The sequence below is a fragment of the Salinivibrio sp. PR6 genome (assembly GCF_001995955.1).
In the GTDB taxonomy this organism is placed as follows: Bacteria; Pseudomonadota; Gammaproteobacteria; order Enterobacterales; family Vibrionaceae; genus Salinivibrio; species Salinivibrio siamensis.
Genome location: NZ_MUFA01000007.1, coordinates 74,762 through 98,223, shown reverse-complemented (window position 1 = coordinate 98,223; position 23,462 = coordinate 74,762). Strand labels below are relative to the sequence as shown.

The 23,462-nt window shown below is 51.7% G+C and carries 17 protein-coding genes; 5 read left to right on the top strand and 12 right to left on the bottom strand.

Annotated elements, in window-relative coordinates; all coding sequences use genetic code 11:
• The first annotated feature begins 62 nt into the window (after window positions 1-62).
• Together hrpB and mrcB are read left to right on the top strand one after the other, a co-directional pair.
• Window positions 63-2,516: an ATP-dependent helicase HrpB gene (gene hrpB, locus BZG72_RS07685; RefSeq protein ID WP_077666490.1), complete on the top strand. Its 2,454-nt coding sequence runs from the start codon at window positions 63-65 to the stop codon at window positions 2,514-2,516.
• 8 nt (window positions 2,517-2,524) lie between these two features.
• A complete protein-coding gene (mrcB, locus tag BZG72_RS07680) occupies window positions 2,525-4,864 on the top strand; it encodes a penicillin-binding protein 1B (RefSeq protein WP_077666489.1) in 2,340 nt (779 codons plus the stop codon).
• A 113-nt stretch (window positions 4,865-4,977) separates the two neighbouring features.
• On the opposite strand, the gene BZG72_RS07675 is transcribed toward mrcB, so the two are convergent.
• The 4 genes from BZG72_RS07675 to BZG72_RS07660 all read right to left on the bottom strand — a co-directional run bounded on the left by BZG72_RS07675 (window position 4,978) and on the right by BZG72_RS07660 (window position 10,329).
• Window positions 4,978-5,748 carry an ABC transporter permease gene (locus BZG72_RS07675; RefSeq protein ID WP_046074006.1) on the bottom strand — a complete coding sequence of 257 codons (771 nt, stop codon included), beginning with the start codon at window positions 5,746-5,748 and terminating at the stop codon, window positions 4,978-4,980.
• Complete coding sequence (locus BZG72_RS07670) at window positions 5,745-6,668, bottom strand: ABC transporter ATP-binding protein (RefSeq protein WP_077484289.1); 924 nt, start codon at window positions 6,666-6,668, stop codon at window positions 5,745-5,747. The genes BZG72_RS07675 and BZG72_RS07670 overlap by 4 nt, the downstream gene beginning before the upstream one ends.
• Before the next feature lie 14 nt (window positions 6,669-6,682).
• Window positions 6,683-8,335, bottom strand: coding sequence for a SulP family inorganic anion transporter (locus tag BZG72_RS07665; protein ID WP_077606103.1), 1,653 nt, complete (start codon window positions 8,333-8,335; stop codon window positions 6,683-6,685).
• 338 nt (window positions 8,336-8,673) lie between these two features.
• Complete coding sequence (locus BZG72_RS07660; RefSeq protein ID WP_077666488.1) at window positions 8,674-10,329, bottom strand: SulP family inorganic anion transporter; 1,656 nt, start codon at window positions 10,327-10,329, stop codon at window positions 8,674-8,676.
• Between the two features lie 208 nt (window positions 10,330-10,537).
• On the opposite strand from BZG72_RS07660, the gene can reads away from it, so the two are divergent.
• Entirely contained in the window at window positions 10,538-11,197 is a 660-nt protein-coding gene (gene can, locus BZG72_RS07655) for a carbonate dehydratase (RefSeq protein WP_046074002.1), read from the top strand.
• A gap of 103 nt (window positions 11,198-11,300) precedes the next feature.
• Here can and hpt read toward each other — a convergent pair whose 3' ends face one another.
• Window positions 11,301-11,831, bottom strand: coding sequence for a hypoxanthine phosphoribosyltransferase (gene hpt / locus BZG72_RS07650; protein WP_046074001.1), 531 nt, complete (start codon window positions 11,829-11,831; stop codon window positions 11,301-11,303).
• Window positions 11,832-12,178: 347 nt separating this feature from the next.
• Here hpt and BZG72_RS07645 point away from each other — a divergent pair, with 347 nt between their 5' ends.
• Window positions 12,179-12,784: a TetR/AcrR family transcriptional regulator gene (locus BZG72_RS07645; RefSeq protein ID WP_077578734.1), complete on the top strand. Its 606-nt coding sequence runs from the start codon at window positions 12,179-12,181 to the stop codon at window positions 12,782-12,784.
• Window positions 12,785-12,843: 59 nt separating this feature from the next.
• On the opposite strand, the gene BZG72_RS07640 is transcribed toward BZG72_RS07645, so the two are convergent.
• The 6 genes from BZG72_RS07640 to BZG72_RS07615 form a co-directional block, all read right to left on the bottom strand.
• Window positions 12,844-13,890, bottom strand: a complete 1,047-nt coding sequence (locus BZG72_RS07640; protein ID WP_077666487.1) for an ABC transporter ATP-binding protein — start codon at window positions 13,888-13,890, stop codon at window positions 12,844-12,846.
• Entirely contained in the window at window positions 13,887-15,518 is a 1,632-nt protein-coding gene (locus BZG72_RS07635; protein WP_046073998.1) for an ABC transporter permease, read from the bottom strand. Before BZG72_RS07635 ends, BZG72_RS07640 begins: the two co-directional genes overlap by 4 nt.
• Window positions 15,519-15,581: 63 nt before the next feature.
• Window positions 15,582-16,598, bottom strand: coding sequence for a Fe(3+) ABC transporter substrate-binding protein (locus BZG72_RS07630; RefSeq protein WP_046073997.1), 1,017 nt, complete (start codon window positions 16,596-16,598; stop codon window positions 15,582-15,584).
• A 164-nt stretch (window positions 16,599-16,762) separates the two neighbouring features.
• Entirely contained in the window at window positions 16,763-17,992 is a 1,230-nt protein-coding gene (locus tag BZG72_RS07625) for an ammonium transporter (RefSeq protein ID WP_046073996.1), read from the bottom strand.
• 18 nt (window positions 17,993-18,010) lie between these two features.
• Entirely contained in the window at window positions 18,011-18,349 is a 339-nt protein-coding gene (glnK, locus tag BZG72_RS07620) for a P-II family nitrogen regulator (protein WP_046073995.1), read from the bottom strand.
• Window positions 18,350-18,648: 299 nt separating this feature from the next.
• On the bottom strand, window positions 18,649-19,032 hold the full coding sequence (locus BZG72_RS07615; RefSeq protein WP_046073994.1) for a YacL family protein: 384 nt from the start codon (window positions 19,030-19,032) through the stop codon (window positions 18,649-18,651).
• A gap of 126 nt (window positions 19,033-19,158) precedes the next feature.
• Here BZG72_RS07615 and BZG72_RS07610 point away from each other — a divergent pair, with 126 nt between their 5' ends.
• Window positions 19,159-20,310, top strand: coding sequence for a glycerate kinase (locus BZG72_RS07610; protein ID WP_046073993.1), 1,152 nt, complete (start codon window positions 19,159-19,161; stop codon window positions 20,308-20,310).
• Window positions 20,311-20,371: 61 nt separating this feature from the next.
• Here the strand turns inward: BZG72_RS07610 and acnB are convergent, their stop codons facing one another.
• Complete coding sequence (acnB, locus tag BZG72_RS07605) at window positions 20,372-22,969, bottom strand: bifunctional aconitate hydratase 2/2-methylisocitrate dehydratase (protein ID WP_046073992.1); 2,598 nt, start codon at window positions 22,967-22,969, stop codon at window positions 20,372-20,374.
• Window positions 22,970-23,462 lie beyond the last annotated feature (493 nt).

The window sequence follows — 23,462 nt, the reverse complement described above, 5'->3', positions numbered from 1 at the left end:
CTCTCCTTTTACGCTCAGTCCGTTAAAATAGTCACTTTGATTCTGACACAAAGGGCAAATTCTTGTCGCAGCTTCCGATTGATGCCGTGATACCTGACCTGATAGACGGGCTCGCGGCCTATCCACAAATCCTCTTATCCGCACCACCAGGAGCGGGTAAGTCGACGCGCTTGCCCCTCGCGCTACTTGAGCAAGCACCACTGCCGGGAAAAATCGTGCTACTGGAACCCCGTCGGCTCGCCGCTCGCAACATTGCTCGCTTCCTCGCCCATCACCTGGATGAGCCTATTGGCCAAACCATAGGTTTACGCATGCGTGGTGAGACAAAAGTCAGTGCTAAAACGCGTGTTGAGGTGGTCACTGAGGGAGTGCTGACACGTTTGCTGCAAACCGACCCCATGCTCGATGGCGTGAGTGTGATCATGTTCGACGAGTTTCACGAACGCAGCCTGCATGCCGATCTCGCGCTTGCCTTGAGCCTAGATTGCCAAGCCGGCTTGCGAGATGATCTGCGCCTGGTGGTCATGTCTGCCACCTTAGATAATCACGCCTTGGCGCAACATTTACCCGACGCCCTGACCCTGACAACTGAAGGGCGCAGCTACCCGATTCATTATCACTATCACCCACTGTCACGGCATTCACCATGGGCCAGCGCAGTAGCGAGCGCCAGCCTTGATTTTATCGTTCAACACGCAGGGTCGGCCCTACTCTTTCTCCCCGGCGTGGGCACGATTAGACAGGTTTATGCCGCCCTAGAAGGGCGCCTACCTGATGACATGGATTTGCACCGCCTCCACGGCAGCCTTGACGTCTCGGCGCAACACGCCGCGATTGCGCCTCCCTCCCCTGGAAGACGTAAGTTAGTGCTCACAACCAACATTGCTGAAACCAGTTTAACCATCGAAGGGATTCGTTTAGTCATCGATGCTGGGCTTGAGCGCTTGGTGTTGCACCAAGCCCAAACCGGTATCAATAAATTGGTGACGCGGCAAATAACGCGTAGCGCTGCCATCCAGCGTGCGGGGCGAGCAGGTCGTCTCGAAGAAGGGCAATGCCTGCGCTTATACAGTGAAGAGCAATTTCAGCGCTTACCTGCCACTCCCACCGCGCCGATCTTGCGAGAGGACTTGACCGATCTTGCCCTCAATGTCATCCAGTGGGGCTGTGATGTCAAAGATTTACATTGGCTTGACGTGCCGCCCACCAAGCATTGGCAAGCGGCCTGTACCAGACTGACACAATTGGGGCTGATTGATACGCGCCAAGGACTCACAGCGCTGGGGCAACGTGCCATCCAATTGGCTGCTAGCCCGCGCGCTGCCGCCATGTTGGCTCGGGCTGAAAAGGCGGATACCGCCGTGTTATCCACCGCCTGCTGGCTCGCCGCATGGGCCGACAAACCGATGACCTCAGGTGTATCACTGGCACTGATTGACCAATTACAGGCGGTCATGTCTCACAAAGACTATCAAGACCGCGCGCAATCGCTGGCACGGGCACTTGGGATAAAGTTACAACGCTCACTCGATGAAGCCATATTGCCACTGCTGGCCGCGAACATCTGGCCAGATAGAATCGCATTGAGACGGGGAAAAACGGGGCGCTTTATGATGGCCAATGGTCACGGCGTGACACTCGATAGCCAAGACGCACTCAGTCACAACGAGGCAATCGTGGTTTGTGATGTGATGGCCGGCGAGCAACACGACAGCCGCGCCTACAGTGCTATCGCGCTTTCACTGCGCTCGCTACAACAAATGCGCCCCGACTTATTACGTCAACATGAGGTCGTACAATGGGATGACCAACGCGGCACATTACAAGCAGAAAAACAGCAACGCCTCGGCGAATTAGTGCTTTATCGTGAGCCACTTAATACACTCAGCGCTGAGCAACAGGCGCAAGGGTTATTAAACGCCGTGCGCCAAAAAGGCATTAATACATTGAACTGGCAAAGCGGCAGCCAATCCTTGCTCACCCGCGCCCGCTGCGCACAAGCCTGGGGACTGGATATCATGCTACCGCCACTTAGCGACGACGACTTATTAGCATCGCTCGATACCTGGCTGGCGCCTTTTGTCCATGGCATGTCACGTTGGCAAGCCCTGCAGCAGTTGGATCTCAAGCCCGTGCTGGAGGCCTGGTTCGGTTTTGCGGCAACACAGCAATTAAACACCGCGTTGCCCACACACATTACTGTCCCAACCGGATCACGTTATCCGCTGCGCTATAACCCGGAAAACGCGCCCGTCTTAGCGGTAAAAATGCAGGAAATGTACGGACAGGCGGATACACCCACCCTGGCTAACGGCCAGGTGGCCGTGCAAGTGGAGTTGCTCTCTCCCGCCGGACGGCCACTGCAAATCACGCAAGATCTGGCGGGGTTTTGGCAAGGCAGCTACAAAGAGGTGCAAAAAGAAATGAAAGGGCGCTACCCTAAGCACCTTTGGCCTGATGATCCGGCCAACCATGCGCCAACCCGTAAAACCAAGCGCCATTTTAACCAGAGTTAAGCTATTGTATGGCAGAGAAAAAAACACGCTCACGCCCGAGCAACAAAAAACGTTCATCACCCAAGCGCCAGCCCAAAAAGACGTCTACTAAGCCAAGTTGGGGGAAACGCCTGTTAGGCTTGGGGCTAAAGTGCAGCCTCGTCGGGATTGCGGCCGTCGTTATTTTAGGTATCTATCTGGATGGCAAAATCCAAGACAGGTTCAGCGGCCAGATTTGGCAGCTTCCTGGGGTCGTTTATGGCCGAGTCATCAACCTGTCTCCTGGCAGCGACTTTTCCCTTTTGCAGCTGCGCCAACAGCTAGACGCCCTCAACTATCAGAAAGTGCGTACGCCCAAACGGCCTGGCGAGTACTCGGCGTCAAGCACTCGGCTTGAGATCATTCGTCGCCCATTTGATTTTGAGGATGGGCCCGCGCCGGCGCGTCATGCGATGTTGAGCTTTGCTGACGGCCAAGTGGGTAAAATCACCGAGGTAAACAGCCAACAACCGCTAGGATTACTGCGTATCGAGCCCAAGCTGTTGGGCATGATGGAGTCTGGAATTCGCGAGCAGCGTTTATTCTTACCACGAGAGCGCTTTCCCGAATTTTTAGTTGAAGCTTTGATTACCACGGAAGACAGAGACTTCTATCATCACGAAGGCGTCTCTCCTACGGGTATTTTGCGTGCCTTGGTCGCCAATATTCGCGCAGGACGCACCGTGCAAGGTGGCTCGACGCTTACCCAACAGCTGGCTAAAAACCTATTTCTCACCCGTGATCGTACCTTGTGGCGTAAGGTGCAAGAAGCCTACATGGCTTTGATCCTCGATTTTCGCTACAGCAAAGACAAAATCCTCGAGGCCTATCTTAACGAGGTCTACCTTGGCCAAAACCGTGGCGAGCCGGTGCATGGCTTTCCTTTGGGCGCGCGCTTGTATTTTGGTCGCCCTATCAGTGAGCTACGTGTTGATCAACTCGCGCTGCTGGTTGGCATGGTAAAAGGGCCATCTTATTACAATCCCTTCCGCCACCCTGAACGCGCAAAAACACGACGTGATCTGGTATTACGCTTGATGCTCGAGCAAAATCTACTCACCAGTGCCAATTACGATGCTGCCGCCAGTCGTCCGCTCGATATTCAGGCCACCCCGACACTTTCGCGTCCCCAACCCGCCTATTTTGATCAACTTAAAGAGGAGATCCGCCAACATGTAGGCGATAACTACGCGGCAGGAGAAGGGCTACGTATATTTACCACACTGGATCCTGTCTCACAGCAAGCCATTGAAGGCGCGGTGGTGGATAAAGTTAAGGCGCTGAAAAATAGAGCTGGCAACAAACTTGAAGCGGCGGCCGTCATCGCAGACCGACGCAGCGGTGAAATACGCGCCATGGTTGGTGGGGCGCGCCCAGGCTTTGCAGGCTTTAATCGCGCATTAAATGCCAAACGTCCTATCGGCTCGCTCTCAAAACCGGCGGTGTATCTGACCGCGTTGAGCCATCCCGAACGTTTCCAGCTCACCAGTAAGATTGACGATAAACCGATTCGCTTGGAGGGCAGCCAAGGCAGTAGCTGGCAACCACGCAACTATGATCGCCAGTATCGAGGCCGTGTGTCCTTACTCACCGCTCTCGCCAAGTCTTATAACGTCCCGACGGTGAATCTCGGCATGCAGTTGGGGTTAGATGAGGTGATCAATACCTTTGGCAAACTGGGTGCCAATACCGATAATATCCCCCAGGTACCGTCATTGCTCCTCGGCGCGTTTAGCATGAGTCCCTTCGACGTCACCCAAATCTACCAAACGCTCGGCAGTGGTGGGCAACGTGCGCCATTAACCGCCTTACGCGCGGTCACCACCAAAGAAGGACAGAGCCTTTATCAAAACTGGCCAAAAGCCGAGCGTGTTGTCTCTCAGCAAGCCGGCTGGCTAACGCTGTATGCGATGAAACAAGTGGTGCAACAAGGCACCGGCGGTTATTTAAAACGTCATCATGGCAACGTGGCACTGGCCGGCAAAACCGGCACCACAGACGATAACCGAGACAGCTGGTTTGTGGGTATTGATGATAAAGAAGTCACCACGGTGTGGCTTGGCCGCGACGATAACCAATCGACCGGGCTCACCGGGGCCTCAGGCGCATTGCGTGTCTATGATGATTATCTCAGTCGTCGAGGCGCCAGTGCGCTGACGTTATCTTGGCCGGCTCACATCACGACGGTCGCGGTGACGCAAAAAGGCAGTCAATACCAGCTGAGCTGTCGCGGAGATGCCTCGCTGCCAGTTTGGGACATTGACGGGCAGTTTGCCAAGCGCTGTGGTCAGTCAGACCCAGTCGGGTGGCTGAAAGGTTTATTTAATTAACCGTCAGCACACCATCAGGCATCACCGTTCAAGCTCGTAATAAAAAGCCCCGGCCATCATGGCCGGGGCTTTTTTATCCAATATTAATCCGAATCACAGATACGGTGAGGTCGTTAACTACGCAAGCCTGTCCCTTTGGAAATCAAACCCCACGCCAGCGCATACAAGCCGATAATAAACAGCGTCAGTACCCCAAACGATGTCATGATGCCGACATCTGACACGCCAAGAAAGCCGTACCGGAACGCGTTCACCATGTACACAATCGGGTTGAGCTTGGATACCCCTTGCCAAAAATCGGGCAACAGTGAGAGTGAATAAAACACCCCACCTAAGTAGGTTAAGGGCGTCAGCACAAAGGTGGGGATAAGGCTAATGTCGTCAAACGTTTTGGCGAAGATAGCGTTGATAAGCCCACCCAATGCGAACACCGCCGAAGTAAAGACCACGGTGGTAATCACGATCAACGGATGCGCTATCTGCAAGTCGACGAAGAACAAAGAGGTCATGGTCACCAAGGCGCCGACCGCTAAACCCCGACACATCCCGCCACCGATATACCCGGCAATGATCACGTAATTGGGGATCGGCGCCACCAAAAGCTCTTCAATATTATGCTGAAACTTGGCACTAAAAAATGAAGAGGCCACATTCGAGTAGGAGTTGGTGATCACCGACATCATGATAAGCCCCGGCACGATATACTCCATGTAGGAGAAGCCTTCCATCTGGCCAATCCGCGAGCCAATCAGATTACCGAAAATGATAAAATAGAGGCTCATGGTAATCGCGGGCGGAACCAAGGTTTGCACCCAGATACGGGTAAAGCGCGCCACTTCTTTATGAATCAGAGTTCGAAAGGCGACCCAATACAAAGCATTCATGCACGCTCCTCCCCATTTTGCTGAATTAAGGTGACAAATAGCTCCTCAAGGCGGTTTGCCTTATTGCGCATCGACAGCACCTGCACCCCTTGTTGCGACAACTGATCAAAGACAGGGGTCAACCCGACTGACTTATTCACTTCCACTTCCAAGGTATTGGTATCGGTTTTCTGCCAGTTGACACCGTCTAAGGTGCTCAGTTTGTGCCCCGGTTGTAAATCAAGGATAAACGTCTCTGCGTCCAGCTTCGCCAGCAAGGCCTTCATGGAGGTATCTTCCACCAGCTCGCCTCGATTGATGATACCGATGTTGCGACACAAGGTTTCGGCTTCTTCAAGGTAATGAGTGGTGAGAATAATGGTGATCCCTTGCCGGTTTATCTCGGTGAGAAAGTCCCACATTGAACGACGCAGCTCAATATCGACACCGGCGGTTGGTTCGTCCAAAATCAACAGACGAGGCTCATGCATCAGCGCACGGGCGATCATTAAGCGACGCTTCATGCCTCCCGACAAATTACGGGCAGGCTCGTGGCGCTTATCCCATAAATCGAGCTGCGAGAGGTATTTTTTCGCGCGTAATTTGGCTTGGTCGCGGGGCACACCATAGTAACCCGCTTGGTTCACCACGATCTGCTCCACTTTCTCAAACTGGTTAAAGTTAAACTCTTGTGGCACCAGCCCGATTTGTTTTTTGGCTTCCACTTTTTGGCTATCGAGATCGTAGCCAAAAATGCTCACCTGCCCCTGGGTTTTATTCACCAGTGAGCTCAAAATGCCAATGGTGGTGGATTTGCCCGCCCCATTTGGCCCCAATAGCGCATAAAAATCGCCCTCCTCCACAGAGAGCGATACCCCTTTTAGCGCCTTAACACTGGTCCCATAGGTTTTGACCAGGTCTTTGATGTCGATGGCTTTCATAAGCTCCCGTTCTTTTAAGGCATGACCTCGGTCACTCGGTGCGCAGCACGGAGTGCGTCATAACGGCTATCAAAAGTATGATCGTCAGTGAGCCAATTTTTAACATGCAAGCGCTCAAGCTGATCCCGTGTTTTTTGATGGGGGCAGAGCAGAAAAACTTGGCAATTGGCGTCAACCGCATCTTTGATCGCATTTTCCAGCGCGAGGCCGACGGTCATATCAATCATGGGCACGTCACTGAGGTCTAAGATCATGACATCGAATTCCTCTATTTTACTGTGCTGACGTGCAATCGCTTTCGAGACACTGAATATCATTGGGCCTGAGAGATAGAAAAACAACACTTTTCCGTTGGCGCTGTCTAACAAAGCCCTTTCCATCTCGCTCAGGGGGACGTCATCTTCATCCGCATCACTGATCGCTTTGACCTGCTTTTCTTGCTCACGGCTTAAGTGTTCGATGGCAATAATATTGGCAATAAACACGCCCACACCCACTGCCACGATTAAGTCCACCAGCACGGTTAATATCATCACTCCATACATGATCACGGTTTGATGTAAGCTGACTTTGTGAGCACGTTGGATAAAGGTGCGGTCAAGGATATTGAAGCCCACATAGATGGCGATACCCGCCAGCACCGCCATCGGGATGGGTTCAGTCAAAAAGCCTGCGACCAAGATCACCGCTGCTAGAATAAGGGCGCGTACAATGGCCGCAAAGGGTGAGCGTCCGCCCACTTGCACATTGACGACCGTGCCCATGGTGCCACCCGCTCCCGGCAAAGCGCCAAATAACCCCGCGACCATATTGGCCAGCCCCTGACCGCGCAACTCTTTATCCGAGTCGTGTTCCTCACGCGTGAGCGAGTCGGCAATCACAGCAGAGAGCAAAGTATCAATACAGCCCAAGGTCCCCAACACTAACGCGTCCACCACCATGGTGGTCAGCACCTCACTGTCGATGTGTGGCAGCATCAAGGTTGGCAAGCCAGTTGGAATAACACCAATTCGACGAATCGCCTCGAGATCAAACCACCACATTGACAGCAAAGTCACCACCACCAAGGCAACGAGTTGTACCGGCATATAACGGCGATATTTTTGTGGGAAAGAAAAGAGGATCCCAAGTGTAAGCAGCCCCAATAAAAGCTCACTGCGCTGAGTGTGTGCAATCAGCTCAGGCAACGTCTTCAGTGTGCCCAGCACGCCACCTTCGGGGGTCACGTGTCCCAACAAAGGCGGCAGCTGCAAAATGATCAAGATAACGCCAATACCGGACATAAACCCAGATATCACGCTATATGGCATTAAAGTAACGTACTTTCCAAGCTTCAAGGTCCCTAAAATCACTTGGAATAAGCCCGCCATCATTACCACCGTAAAGCCCATTGCCATGCCCCCTTCGGGGTAACGTGACACCATGGTGGTGAGTACCGCGGTCATGATCACTGTCATCGGGCCGGTCGGCTCTGAGATAAGGGTTGAAGAGCCACCAAATAACGCGGCAAAAAGCCCCACCAAAATGGCCCCCCACATTCCGGCTTCGGCGCCTGCACCTGACGCTACCCCGAACGCCAGCGAGAGGGGCAAAGAAATAACCGCCGTGGTGACGCCCCCAAACAGGTCCCCTTTCAGGGTCCAGTTCTTGAATCGTTCGAATTTCAAAACAGCTGATCCTTTCAAGTCGTATGCAGTATCACGGCCATGACGGCTTTACTCACTGGCACGGGGGTCCCCCAGTGCGCGCGCCAGTATATAGGAATGTGCACAAGATCAAATCAGGAGGGGAAACGCATGGTTAGTTTTCAACCAAAAAGAATAAAATGATGAGAAATGTGGCAAATATTCACTAAATACATTGTATTTAAGTGATCGTGTATGACGTGGTTTTAAGACTGAAAGTACCGAGCACCTGTCGGGATCCGTAATGACACTGGCACGCGCCAACCTAGCCCGTTGACGCGCACCAGCGTATGCGTGTGTAAGATAAATTGAACAGCGTGCTAAGGCATCACTTCTACCAAGCGGTTGGCCGCCTCGAGCGCTGGCTTGCGTGTGGTAAAAATATGCGCTTCTCTGACCCAGTCACCGATATGCAAACGCTGCAATTGCTCGCGCGTTTCATCATGCGGGCACAGCAAAAATACTGTGCAATCGGCCTCGCGCGCATCTTTAATCGCGTTCTCTAACGCCAAGCCAACCGTCATGTCTAACATAGGCACATCGCTTAAATCTAAGATCATCACGCGGAACTCGTTGATGTGCGCATGCTGGCGTGCAATCGCTTTCGAGACACTAAAGATCATTGGCCCTGAGAGGTAGAAAAACAACACTTGGCCATTGCTCGCATCAAGCAGCGCCCGCTCTTCGTCATCAAGCGGCACTTCATCGTCTTCGGCATCACTGATGGCCCGTACTTGCTTGGCTTGCTCTCGGCTTAGACGCTCAATGACCAGCAAGTTCGCAATGAATACCCCTAGGCCGACGGCAACAATCAAGTCGACAAACACCGTCAGCGCCATCACGCCATACATGATACCGGTTTGTTGCAAACTGATTTTATGTGCGCGGTGAAGAAAGCTCCAATCGAGGATATTAAACCCGACATATACCGCAATACCCGCGAGTACCGCCATCGGGATCGGCGCGGTGAGCGCACCAGCCACCAATACCACAGCGGCTAACATCGCCGCCCGCAAAATCCCTGACAAAGGAGAACGCGCGCCCACTTGCACATTCACCACTGTGCCCATGGTGGCCCCCGCGCCAGGGAGCGCACCAAATAACCCGGCAATCATATTGGCAATGCCCTGCCCACGCAGCTCGCGATCGGAGTTGTGCTCTTGCCGAGTCAGTGAGTCAGCAATCACCGCGGTTAACAAGGTATCAATACACCCTAAGGTGCCCAACACGAGGGCATCAATTACCATCGCGGTAAAATGTTCTGTCGTGATATGCGGGATCACCAGCGAGGGTAAGCCTGTCGGTATTTCCCCAATACGGCGAATGCTGTCGGTATCAAACAGCAAAATAGAGACCAAGGTGATACTCACGAGTGCGACAAGCTGTGCGGGAATAAAACGACGATACTTGGCAGGGAAATAAAACAAGATGCCAAGCGTCAAAACACCGAGAAATACCTCTTTAATGTCGGCTTGACTGATTAAATCAGGCAATGCTTTGAGTGTGCCAAGCGCCCCGCCTGTCGGGGCCGCTTGCCCCAGCAAGGGTGCCAGCTGGAGCAAAATCAAAATCACCCCAATCCCCGACATAAACCCCGACACCACGCTGTATGGCATTAAGGTGACGTATTTACCCAGCCTTAAGCTACCAATCAGTATTTGGAACGCGCCTGCCATCATCACCACAGTGAACGCCATCGCTACGCCTCCTTCCGGGTAGCGAGACATCATCGCGGTTAACACCGTGGTCATGATCACTGTCATCGGGCCGGTCGGTTCAGAAATCAGCGTAGACGAACCACCAAATAGCGAGGCAAACAACCCGACTAAAATCGCGCCCCATAGCCCCGCTTCAGCGCCAGCCCCAGAGGCCACACCAAATGCAAGTGCCAATGGTAAAGAGATGATCGCGGTGGTCACCCCACCAAACAAATCCCCTTTTAATGTCAGCTGCGCAAATCGTCCCTTATCAAACACTCACTACCCTCTACTGCATTGATGGTGGAAGAGACAGTATACGAATTTTCTTGGATTAACCTATCCGAGCAGTGGCTTTGAAGGTAAACAGCGTGATCTATTGGGCGCGCAAGATGTAAAAGAATGTGAAATTTGATCTCAGTATATTTCAAACCCCATCATTGCGGTATAGTGGCAATTGATAACCTTGCCAAAAGACTGAGTGGATATGGCCCAAATCAAAGCGTTGTTCGCCAACAATAAAGCCTGGTCAAAAGACATTCGTGATACCAACCCACAGTTTTTTGCCGACTTGGCGAAGGAGCAACATCCGGAATACTTATGGATTGGCTGTGCGGATAGTCGAGTTCCTGCAGAGCGCCTGACTGGCCTAGACTCGGGCGAGCTTTTTGTCCATCGTAATGTCGCCAATCAAGTCATTCATACCGATTTAAACTGCCTGTCGGTCGTGCAGTACGCCGTTGATGTGCTGCAAATCAAACACATTATTGTCTGTGGCCACTATGGTTGTGGCGGGGTGCATGCTGCAATTGAAAACCCTGAGCTGGGTTTAATTAACAATTGGTTACTGCATATTCGTGATCTCTACCTCAAGCACAAAAGCTATCTTAGCCACCTGCCTGCACAAGCACGCGGTAATCGGCTATGTGAGATCAATGTCGCCGAGCAGGTGTACCACCTTGGTAATTCCACTATTTTGCGGGCGGCCTGGGAGCGCGGCCAAGATGTGAAGGTCCATGGCTGGTTTTACGATACGACCGATGGGATCTTGCGGGATCTGGGGATGACTGCCAATAGCCGTGAATCACTGGAAATCAACTATCAAGCGGCAATGTGTGAACTCGTGTCTGACAAGGTCGAGTGTTAGTCTTTCCACACCTCCCTGACAAAGCAGATTGGCACTCACCTGTTCATAGATCAAAAAAACCGAGCATCGGCTCGGCTTTCTCCTTTCGCATTCCTTGAACCCTTTAGTCCAACGGAATCACTTTACCGACGTACGGCAGATGGCGGTATTTTTGCGCATAATCAATGCCCACACCGACCACAAATTCATCTGGAATCGTAAAGCCCAACCAATCAACCTTAACGTCAACTTCTCGGCGCTCTGGCTTGTCTAACAATGTACAAATGCGTACTGAATTTGGCTCGCGCAAAGACAGGATTTCACACACCTTGCTCAGCGTATTGCCAGTATCGATGATGTCTTCGACTAAGAGTACGTCTTTGCCTTTAATATCATCATCCAAGTCTTTCAAAATACGCACATCACGCGTACTTTCCATGCTGTTGCCGTAACTTGATGCGGTCATAAAGTCGACCGCATGCGGCATATCAATCGCACGGCATAAATCCGCCATGAAAACGAACGAGCCACGCAGCAGCCCCACTAATACCAACTCAGATGAGTCTTTATAGTGCTCGCTGATCTCAGCGCCCAAGGCTTTCACTCGCGCCTGTACGTCCTGCTCTGAAATCATCACTTCAACGGTGTGTTTCATATCTGCCCCGATGGTTGTCTCTCCACAAAAGGGAGGTCACTAACAAAGGTGGCATAGTCTAGCACTAAATCGATTGCGGATCCCAGCGAGCGCGTTTTCATCGCTTATGCACCCGCACACTAGTTGGGTATCACACTGATTGATAAGAAAAAATAATCCGTGCCTTTGTTTTTTGTAATGAATGACTTTTTTTGCAGACAAAATTACGTTTTTACGGCCTAGATCAGGCTTCTAGCCGTTGTCAGGCCATAAATGGCTGGTATAAACTCAATCCCGCTAATAATAAAATCATTAGCACAAACAATAATTAATTTGTACAAACCAAAAATAAGTTGGCAGGTTTTAGGATGGCTCAATCAAATGAGAGAACAAGGACGCGGCTATCGCCCGAGCGCCGCAAAGAGCAGTTATTAGGGTGTGGCTTAGATGTGTTTGCCAAACGCGGGATTGGTCGTGCGGGGCACGCCGATATTGCCGAAATGGCAGACGTCTCCGTCGCAACGGTATTTAACTACTTCCCAACCCGTGAAGACTTGGTGGAAGAGATCTTGGCCCAGACCGAGAAACACTTCATTAAACTGATTAATGAGTGCACCGGGCAAGATCAATCAATGCGGGCATCGCTAAACTGCATTACCTCGCAAATTATTGACACGGCTCTGGCAGACAAAGCATGGATGAAAGTCTGGTTTGAGTGGAGTACCTCTATTCGCGAAGATATTTGGCCACGCTTTGTCAAAGGCAGTCGAGACGCGATGGATCAGTTCGAGCAAGTGTTCGAGCACGGGATGGCAAAAGGTGAGATGGTCGACCGTCACCAACCGCGTGAGCTTGCCAGTATGTTGGCAGGGGTATGCTATGTGCTCTTTTTACAGGCGCATCAGCAACCAGACAAAACGGCTTTAAACGCCATGGCTCAACACTATATTGACGTATTGTGCCAACAAAGCTAGCCACGTTGTCAACGCCGTAAAAAGCCAACCCCTCGGTTGGCTTTTTTGGTTCTGGTGCCTTAATCGTCAATAAAACTCGGCCCATCATTGAACAGGACTGGCTCGTGAGGGCGAATATGTAAGCTGACTTTATCCCCTACCAATAGCGGCTCACGCGCGTGCACCGACAGTTTTTGACCATGGATATCGATGGTATAACGGCTACTATCACCCATAAACTGTTGGGATAACACCTGTCCTTCCCCCTCAGCATCAGCACGAATGCTTAGAAATTGAGGGCGCAGTAACCACCAATGCGGGCCTGGGTGACAATGCACCGGACGTGGCCACGGACCGAGCGGTGTCTGCATTTGTTCTTGCGACGAGACCGTTACGGGCACATAAGAGCCCTGGCCAAGAAAATCAGCGACGAAACGGCTCGCAGGTTGGTAATACACCTCTGTGGTATCGCCATACTGTTCAATGAGCCCCTGATTCATTACCGCTAGCTTATCGGCAAACGCGAATGCTTCCTCCCGACTGTGCGTCACAAGGATCGCCGTGACGCCTTGGGATTTAAAAATACGTCGGATTTCTTCAATTAAATCATGACGAACCTGGGTATCAATATTCGAAAAGGGCTCATCAAGCAATAACAGATCCGGTTCATAAGCCAGCGCTCTCGCTATCGCCACGCGCTGTTGTTGGCCGCCCGAGAGCTGGTGAGGATAGCGGTCACCCAGCTCCGCCAGACGCACCAGCTTGAGCATCTCAGCCACTTTTTCACTTCGCGCTGCCGCGCTGAGTTCAGACAGACCAAACCCCACATTGTCTGCCACCGTAAGGTGTGGGAACAGCGCATAGTCTTGAAAAATCATCCCAATATTACGTTGCTCTGGCGGGATTGAATGCTGATTATCGTCCATGAGTTTGCACCCAATCGATAGTTTTCCTGACGATAATGGCATTAATCCTGCCATCGCTTTTAGCAACGTCGTCTTCCCGCAGCCACTGGCGCCGAGCAAGCACACAATTTCTCCCGGCGCGACTTGCAGCGACAAATCTTTTAAAACAGGGGTGCCGTTATAACTGCAGGTCAAATTCTCTATCGCGAGCGCACACTTCATTGATATTTTTGCTCCAATGACCGGTTAATCAGGATAAGGGGGACCAAGCCAACCACGACCAACAAAATGGCAGGTAAGGCGGCATACTCTAGGTGCTCATCCGAGGTAAAGTTGTACACATACGTGGCCAGTGTTTCGAAATTAAAAGGGCGTAATAAAATCGCAGCATTAAGCTCTTTCATCGACTCAATAAACACCAACAGCATCGCAATGAGTGTCCCCCGCCGAATTAAGGGTAAATGCACACGACGAATCACCCCTGTGGTGGTGCATCCCATGGTTCGCGCCGCCATATCCAATGAAGGAGGAATTTTGGCCATGCTTGATTCAATGCTGCCAATGGCGACGGCACTGAACCGCACGACAAAGGCCACCAATAAGGCCACCATGGTGCCAGATAATAGGAGGCCAGGCCGTCCCCAGCCGTAATGCGTGGCGATATCGTTAATGAAGTGATCGCCGCGCGTCAGCACTAACATCACGCCAATCGCTAGCACCGTCCCCGGCACCGCATACCCCATAGACGCCAATCGCATGGGCGCCACACTGACCCCATGCCCACGCAGGCGGCGATACACATTCACTGTCCACGCAATGCCGACGGCAATGAGCGCCGCTAAACTTGAGGTATAAAAGCTGTTATAGCTAAAAGTGGCAAACTCGCTGACCGCATTTTTTTCGTAGTAGTGCCATGCATAAACTAAAAGCTGGAGCAGAGGTAAAATAAACGCCAGTGACAGCAGACTCCAACACCAGGCTAACACCCCGACTTTACGCCAGCCTGTTAAGGGCATTTTCTCAATCGCATCACTGCTCGAGCTTGGACTGAATTGTGCTTGTTTACGTCGCCCATAACGTTCAGCACTGATCAAAAGGAAGATAGCAACCAGCATGATCGCAGAGATTTTGGCGGCAGCGGTTAAGCTCGAGTAGCTCAACCAAGTATCATAGACTGCGGTTGTCAGGGTGCTGACCGCAAAGTAATTGACCGTACCAAAATCGCCCAGCGCCTCCATCGCCACCAAAGAGGCCCCTACCGCAATCGCCGGCCGTGCCAACGGTAAAGAAATGCGACGAAAGCTTTGCATCGGCGAGCAACCGAGCAAACGCGCAGAGTGGGTCAAGGTGACACTTTGCTCCATAAACGCGGCACGGGTGAGCAGGTAGATATAAGGGTATAAGACTAACGCCAGCACAAAACACGCACCTGGCAAGGTACGCATATCGGGAAACCAGTAATCATTGACCGTTTGCCATTCAAACAATGCCCGCAAGCCACGTTGTAGCGGACCGGCATAATCAAACCAATCGGTATAGATATAGCCAATAATATAGCCCGGCATCGCAAGCGGAAGCACCATCGCCCACTGCAGTTGCCGGCTGCCCGGTACCTGATACATGGCCAGCATCCACGCGGTGGGCACCCCGAGGATAATCGCAATCGCCACCACGCCAGCCACTAACAAGCTGGTGTTCAAGGTATAAGTCGGCAGTACGGTCTCGAACAAATGGGGGAAAATATCCCCAGTGTCGCCCACCGCGGTATAAAAGATCGCTAAGATCGGCAAAACCAGCAATAGGGCTAAGCCCCAACTGCTGGTTTTTATCATGGGTAATCTATCTCGCATGGCCTACTACATTAAGGCGTCAGAGAAAGACAACAGGGGCGACATCCGCCCCTATGCAATGGCTTACAGGTCGAACTGAACTTCATCCAGCAGTTTCACTGACTGGCTGTAGTTATCCGCAATCGCCTCAAGCGGCATTGGGTCATGCTTGTAGTCGCCCCAAGACGCCACGAGCTCAGACTGCTCAACACCCGGCTTCACAGGCTCTTCGAAGTTCACCTCAGCATACATATGCTGTGCTTTGTCTGACGTTAAAAATTCCATTAGTTTTAGCGCGTTTTCTTCGTTCGGTGCGTACTTCGCCATCGCCATGCCACTCACGTTCACGTGCGTACCGTGCGCGTTTTGGCCAGGATAGTTCAAGTAAACCGCTTCCGCCCACGCTGTTTGTTCTTCGTCATTCAGCATTTTGCCTAGGTAATAGCTATTACCCAGTGAGACGTCACACAGGCCTTCTTTGATCGCTTTCACTTGTGCACGATCATTGCCTTGTGGTTTACGTGCGAGGTTGTCTTTTACGCCCTCAAGCCACTCTTTGGCTTTCGCTTCACCGTGGTTTTCGATGATAGCTGACACTAAAGAGACATTGTATGGGTGTTTACCTGAACGGGTGCAAATCTTGCCTTTCCATTCTGGTTTTGCCAAGTCGAGATAATCAAAATCGTCACCCAATTTGCCGACACGCTCGCGTGAAGAGTATACCGCACGAGCTCGTGTTGTCAGCGCGACCCACTTATCTTCACTATCTCGGAACTGCTCAGGCACGTTTTGATCGATAACATCACTTTGCACGGGCTGTACCACGTCTTGGTTTACCAGCTCTTTAAGGCGTGAAATATCAACGGTTAGCAGTACGTCAGCCGGGCTGTACTCACCTTCTTGTTTGACCTTTTCCGCCATGCCTTTTTTAGCGAATTTAACATTCACAGCAATGCCGGTCTCTTCGGTAAACGCATCGAACATGGGTTCAATCAAGAAAGGTTGGCGATACGAGTAAACATTGACTTCTTCGGACGCAACCGCGGCGCTGGTTCCTAATAGGCTTGCGGTAATAGCCGAGGCAATCAGTAGTTTTTTCATCGTGGCAGTCCTTAAATATGATGATAAATGATAACGAATCTCAGTTTCGTTAGTATACAACTAATGACTCAGGGCTCAATATGATCAGACGCAAAAAGAAAGAAACCTTACATCCAAAAATGTAAGGTTTCGTTTCAGAGTTTACTCGAGTTACGTGTAACTGACTATTTTACGCTAACAAATTCGGGATACGCATCAATACCACAGTCGTGAAGATCCATCCCTGACATCTCCTCTTCTTCGGTGACACGAATGCCCATGGTATTTTTCAGCACCAGCCACACGAGGAAACTTGCCGCAAATACCCAAGCAAAAATCACTGCCGCCCCCAGAAGCTGCGCACCAAAGGTCGCCCCTGTGTTGCTTAATGGCACAACCATCAGGCCAAAGAAGCCACATACACCGTGCACGGAGATAGCACCGACAGGATCATCCACTTTGACCTTATCCAGACCAACAATACTGAATACGACAATCACACCCGATACCGCACCGATGATCAGCGCTGCCACGGGTGAAGGCGATAACGGATCCGCCGTGATGGCCACTAAGCCGGCTAAGGCACCGTTGAGTACCATGGTCAAATCGGCTTTCCCCCATAGGGTTTTACACACCAGTAATGCTGCTATCGCACCAGCCGCTGCCGCTGCATTGGTATTCAAGAAGATTTGTCCGACAGCCGTGGCATTTTCAAAATCTGACACCATCAGTTGTGAGCCGCCGTTAAAACCGAACCAGCCGAACCACAAGATGAAGGTACCCAGTGTTGCCAGAGGCAGGTTTGAGCCAGGAATGGGGTTAATTTTACCATTTTTGCCATATTTGCCTTTACGCGCTCCCAAAAGCAGCACACCTGCGAGGGCTGCCGCCGCGCCCGCCATGTGAACAATCCCAGAGCCGGCGAAGTCACTGAAACCAGCCTCTGAGAGGAAGCCTCCGCCCCATGTCCAGTAACCTTCAACCGGATAAATCACCGCAGTCAAGATGACAGAGAACACGAGGAACGCCCACAGTTTCATGCGCTCGGCAACCGCCCCTGACACCACAGACATCGCGGTGGCAACAAACACCACTTGGAAGAAGAAGTCAGATTCGAGCGAATGATCCGCATCGGCGCCTTGGGTGCCAATCAAGGCCCCAAAAGAAGGGACAAAACCGCCGCCACTGTTGTCCACGTACATAATGTTGTAGCCCACCAACAGGTACATGGTACAAGCGATAGCATAGAGGCAGATATTTTTGGTCAGTATCTCAGTAGTGTTTTTCGAGCGCACCAAGCCTGCCTCTAACATGGCAAAGCCAGCCGCCATCCACATCACTAACGCACCAGATAAAAGAAAGAAAAAGGTGTCGAGCGCGTAGCGCAATTCAGTCACCGTGTTTACCAGTTCCATTGTCTTTACTCCCTGTTTTTAAATTGCTTCCAGATCCATCTCACCAGTACGGATCCGCACCGCTTGCTGAAGATCAAAGACGAAGATTTTACCGTCGCCGATCTTGCCCGTTTGTGCGGCCTTAGAGATCGCCTCCACAACACTGTCGACATGTTCGCTCTGCACAGCGATTTCTAATTTTACTTTGGGTAAAAAATCGACCTGATACTCAGCACCACGATATAACTCTGTGTGCCCTTTTTGGCGGCCGAAACCTTTCACCTCTGAGACAGTCATGCCGTCAATGCCAGCATCCGCCAACGCTTCACGTACGTCATCAAGCTTGAACGGCTTGATAATGGCGCTAATCAGTTTCATATCCTTCTCCTGAGTCCTTGTGTTTGCATCATCGTCTAACTATCAAGAGCCGTGCCAATATTTAATATGTTTAAAATCAATAACTTAAATAAATGCGGGATAGAAAGGCGTTCATTTGCACCATATAAGTGCGAATTATTCACCAACACAGCGCATGCCAGGGAGAGCAGCATGCGATTGCACCAAGGGGGAACATCGAAACGAGAATCGGGAGAAAAAGCGGCGGGGAGGTTCAGCCATTCGAAGCACGCACACGGTGATACGTGCTCAGCCATGAAGAGTTGACTCAGAGAACCCGCTTAACGTCGACCGTAACGGGCAATGAAGTCTTGGTAGGCGTCCAGCATCACCACAAAGTCTTGGTAACCACACGCCGCGTAACTTTCTTCATCGTAAAAGGTCAGCGCTTGCTCATTGAGCGTGGTTTGCGCCTCATCCGAGGCAGGTTGCAGCATGGCATTCGCCACCACCACGACCTCATCACGATTGGCGGTAAGCGTGAACGTATGCCCGCGCCACTGCTGCTCTGACTCAAGTTGCTGCAGGGTATGTAGACAGGATGTCACTTGAGTCAGCTCAGTGCCGAGTTCATCCAATAGCCAACGTCCTATGGCTTCATGTCCCATCGAAAAAACAATCCGGTAGCTGTCATCAAAACTGTTGCGAGAAAATTCGTAATCCACACTGACCTCCAAAATTGGCCGGCTATTGTCCTGCTTTTTGTCAGAATTGCCAAGCCAGTGCTGTCATCAAAATGTCACTTCAACCATACTTAAATGGAATAACAGTAAGCAGTAAAGGATAGGCTTATGCATATCGTGATCGCGCCTGATTCATTTAAAGAGAGCCTGAATGCTCGCCATGTTGCACAGGCGATCGAGGCAGGCATGGCGCCTATTTTGCCTCACGCTCGCTTTTCACAACTGCCAATGGCGGATGGGGGCGAAGGTTATGCGCAAAGTTTTCTCGACCAAATCGGCGGTGAGCGTTATCACTGTGAGGTGACTGGACCCGACTTTCGCCCGGTGACCGCCGAATTTGTTATCAATCGCGAACATCGTCTGGCCGTTATCGATGTTGCCAGTGCTTCAGGCCTTCCCTTAGTCCCACAAGACGCACGCAACCCTCGTCATACCACCAGCTTAGGCACTGGCGAGCTTATTCGCGCCGCACTTGACCATGATATTGACGAAATCATTATCGGGTTGGGCGGCAGTGCGACCAATGATGTCGGTGCGGGGATCTTGACCGCCCTCGGTGCCAAGCTCCTTGATGGCGCAGGCCATCCCATCACGCCCACCGGAGAAGGACTCGGCGCCTTAATGACGATTGATCTTGATACGCTTGATTCACGGCTTAAGGCCGTGACACTGACCGCCGCCTGCGATGTGGATAATCCATTATGTGGACCGCACGGCGCCACCACTATCTTTGGGCCACAAAAAGGCGGGCAAGAAGAGGATATTCGTGTCTTAGAGCAATACCTGCACCGCTTTGCGAGTATCTGTCACTTGCAACTGGGACAGTCGGTTTGCCACTTTTCTGGCGCCGGCGCAGCAGGAGGTATAGGTGCTGCCTTGGGAGGGCTACTCGGGGCAAGACTCGAACCCGGGGTCGACTTATTACTCTCACGCACCCAGGCTCATTCATTATTGGCCAATGCCGATTGGGTGATCACTGGCGAGGGGCGTGTCGATGGACAAACGCAGCACGGCAAAGTGCCGGCTGCTATCGCCAGCATTGCACAAGCTTATCAGATCCCAGTCGTGGTGCTCGCAGGCAGTGTGGGCGACGATTGCGAAGCGCTTTACCAACAAGGTGTCACGGCGATATTTCCCATTCAAGCCGGCCCCTGTGAATTGAGCGACGCGCTAATGAACAGTAAAAAAAACCTCATTCGCACCAGTGAAAACATCGCACGCATGATCCGACTCTCCTCCCATCGATCCACAACGGCTTAACACACATAAAAAAAGCGCCCCACGTCTGGGGCGCTTTCAGAACGAAATGAGTCAGCAGCCGTTATACCGCTGCTTTAATAATCACATCATCCGCTTTTTTGGTGTAGGCATCCATTTGATGGAAGTTGAGGTAGCGATAGGTATCGCTGGCGGTCGCATTGATTTGCTCCGCGTACTCAAGGTACTCCTCTTTGGTCGGAATACGGCCAAGGATCGCGCCGACAGCAGACAACTCCGCTGACGCGAGATAGACATTCGCGCCTGTACCCAGTCGATTAGGGAAGTTTCGCGTCGAGGTCGACAGCACAGTCGATTTTTCTGCCACACGCGCTTGGTTACCCATACACAACGAGCACCCTGGCGTTTCGATGCGCACCCCTGCTCGGCCATAAATACCGTAGTAGCCTTCGGCGGTGAGCTGATCTCGGTCCATCTTCGTCGGTGGTGCCACCCACATACGGGTAGATAAACTCCCTCCGAACTTGTCCAGCAGTTTACCCGCCGCGCGGAAGTGACCAATGTTCGTCATACAGCTGCCGATAAAGACTTCATCAACACTGTCACCTGCCACATCTGACAAGCTACGTGCATCATCTGGGTCATTCGGCGCACACAAAATCGGCTCTTTGATGTCAGCCAAGTCGATCTCGAGCACATGCGCATATTCGGCATCTTTATCTGCTTCCATCAAACTTGGGTTTTCCAACCATTGCTGCATAGCTTGAATGCGGCGCTCGATGGTACGGCGATCGCCATAGCCCTCAGAGATCATCCACTTAAGCATCACAATGTTCGACTCGAGGTATTCAGCCACTGAATCTTGCGACAGCTTGACCGTACAGCCAGCCGCAGAGCGCTCCGCTGACGCATCTGACAGCTCAAACGCTTGCTCTACCGTCAGGTGCTCAACCCCTTCGATTTCCAAAATACGGCCAGAGAACTCGTTAATCTTGCCCGATTTCTCCACCGTCAGCAGCCCTTTTTGAATGCCAAAATAAGGGATAGCATGAACCAGGTCGCGTAGCGTTACCCCAGGTTGCATCTCACCTTTAAAGCGCACTAGGACCGATTCTGGCATATCCAGTGGCATCACGCCGGTCGCGGCCGCAAAGGCCACGAGACCTGAGCCAGCAGGGAACGAAATGCCCAGCGGGAAACGGGTGTGTGAATCCCCACCCGTCCCCACGGTATCGGGCAGCAGCATTCGGTTGAGCCATGAGTGGATCACACCGTCACCGGGACGCAGCGCCACGCCACCACGGTTCATAATAAAGTCGGGCAACGTATGGTGTGTTTCCACATCAACCGGTTTTGGATAAGCAGAGGTATGGCAGAACGACTGCATGGTCAAATCAGCGGTAAAACCAAGGCAGGCCAAATCTTTCAGCTCGTCGCGCGTCATGGGCCCGGTGGTATCTTGTGAGCCCACGGTGGTCATTTTTGGCTCACAATAGGTGTTCGGGCGCACGCCCTCAACGCCACACGCTTTACCCACCATTTTTTGTGCCAAGGTAAAGCCTTTGGTGGAATCAGCCACCGGACGTGGGCGACGGAACACCTCAGACGGCTCAAGCCCTAAGCATTCGCGGGCTTTGTCAGTCAGGCCTCGGCCAATGATCAATGGAATACGTCCGCCAGCACGCACTTCATCGTACAAGATGTCTGTTTTTAGTTGGAAGGTAGATAGGACATCATCGGTGCCGTGCTTGCACACTTTGCCGTCGGCCGGATACAGGTCAATCACATCGCCCATGTTGAGCTTGCTCACATCAAGTTCAATCGGCAGCGCGCCCGCATCTTCCATGGTATTAAAGAAAATAGGCGCGATTTTGCCACCTAAACAAAAACCACCTGAGCGCTTGTTAGGGACGTTAGGAATATCGTGCCCCATAAACCACAACACCGAGTTGGTTGCCGACTTACGAGACGAGCCAGTACCGACCACATCACCGACATAAACCAGTGGATGACCTTTTTCTTCCAGCTTTTTCATTTGCTCGATCGGGCCAATCTCTCCCGGTTTGTCCGGGTGAATACCTTCACGCTCGTTTTTCAGCATGGCCAGCGCGTGCAGGGGAATATCAGGACGCGACCAAGCATCTGGCGCGGGCGACAAGTCATCGGTGTTGGTTTCACCCGAGACTTTGAACACCGTCAGTGTCACTTTTTCAGGAATTTGTGGTTTTTCCAGGTACCACTCAGCGTTCGCCCACGACTCCATCACCTGCTTGGCGTAGGCATTGCCTGCTTTCATCTTGTCTTCAACGTCGTAAAACGCATCGAACATCAATAAGGTATGAGACAGCACTTTCGCCGCAATGGGCGCAAGCTTGTCATCATCAAGTAAGGTGATCAGCGGCTCGATGTTGTAGCCACCTTGCATGGTGCCAAGTAATTCAGTGGCACGCTCGGGGCTAATCAACGGAGACTGCGCTTCACCTTTTGCCAGTGCGGCCAGAAAGCCGGCTTTCACGTAAGCGGCTTCATCCACACCGGGTGGGATTCGGTTTTCCAGTAAATAAACGAGGGTTTCTTCTTCGCCAGCGGGCGGGTTTTTCAGCAGTTCTATCAAACTGGCGGTTTGCTCAGCGTTAAGCGGTTTAGGCACAATACCCTGAGCGGCACGTTCTTCGACGTGTTTACGGTAGGCTTCAAGCACGACTATTTCCTCTTTTCTCGGTCAGACCGTATGATCCAACATCCTTGGAAAGTGTTAGTACTCGTATCACGCTTATCCGGCGAAGTTTATTAAAATTTTCCAGCAAGACGAGGGTTCGAGCACGTAACCGCTGCGTGAGGATAGCATTTTTAACCTAAAATTAAAATCTACTCGTTTTGTGAAACATAATACTTAGGTCGTAGTGACGCGGCACACTATCCTCCACCTCTGAGTACAGGTTACTCAGAGCCTATCGCGGTTGTGACTGATTCTACACCGCTTTTCGCCATAGCGCAGTGATCCGGCTACCATTGCTCGATGCACCAATGTCCCGCAAACGACAGCGCACTTTTACCGCTTTATGTTGAAATCGCGAGGAGAGTGTCATTTTTATCAATAACCCTGAGCAAAGGCTTCAATTTTATTGTTTCATGGTCGATACATAACCAATCATTCACCCATATCTGCTAACTTAGATGTTAGTGCCATAAAC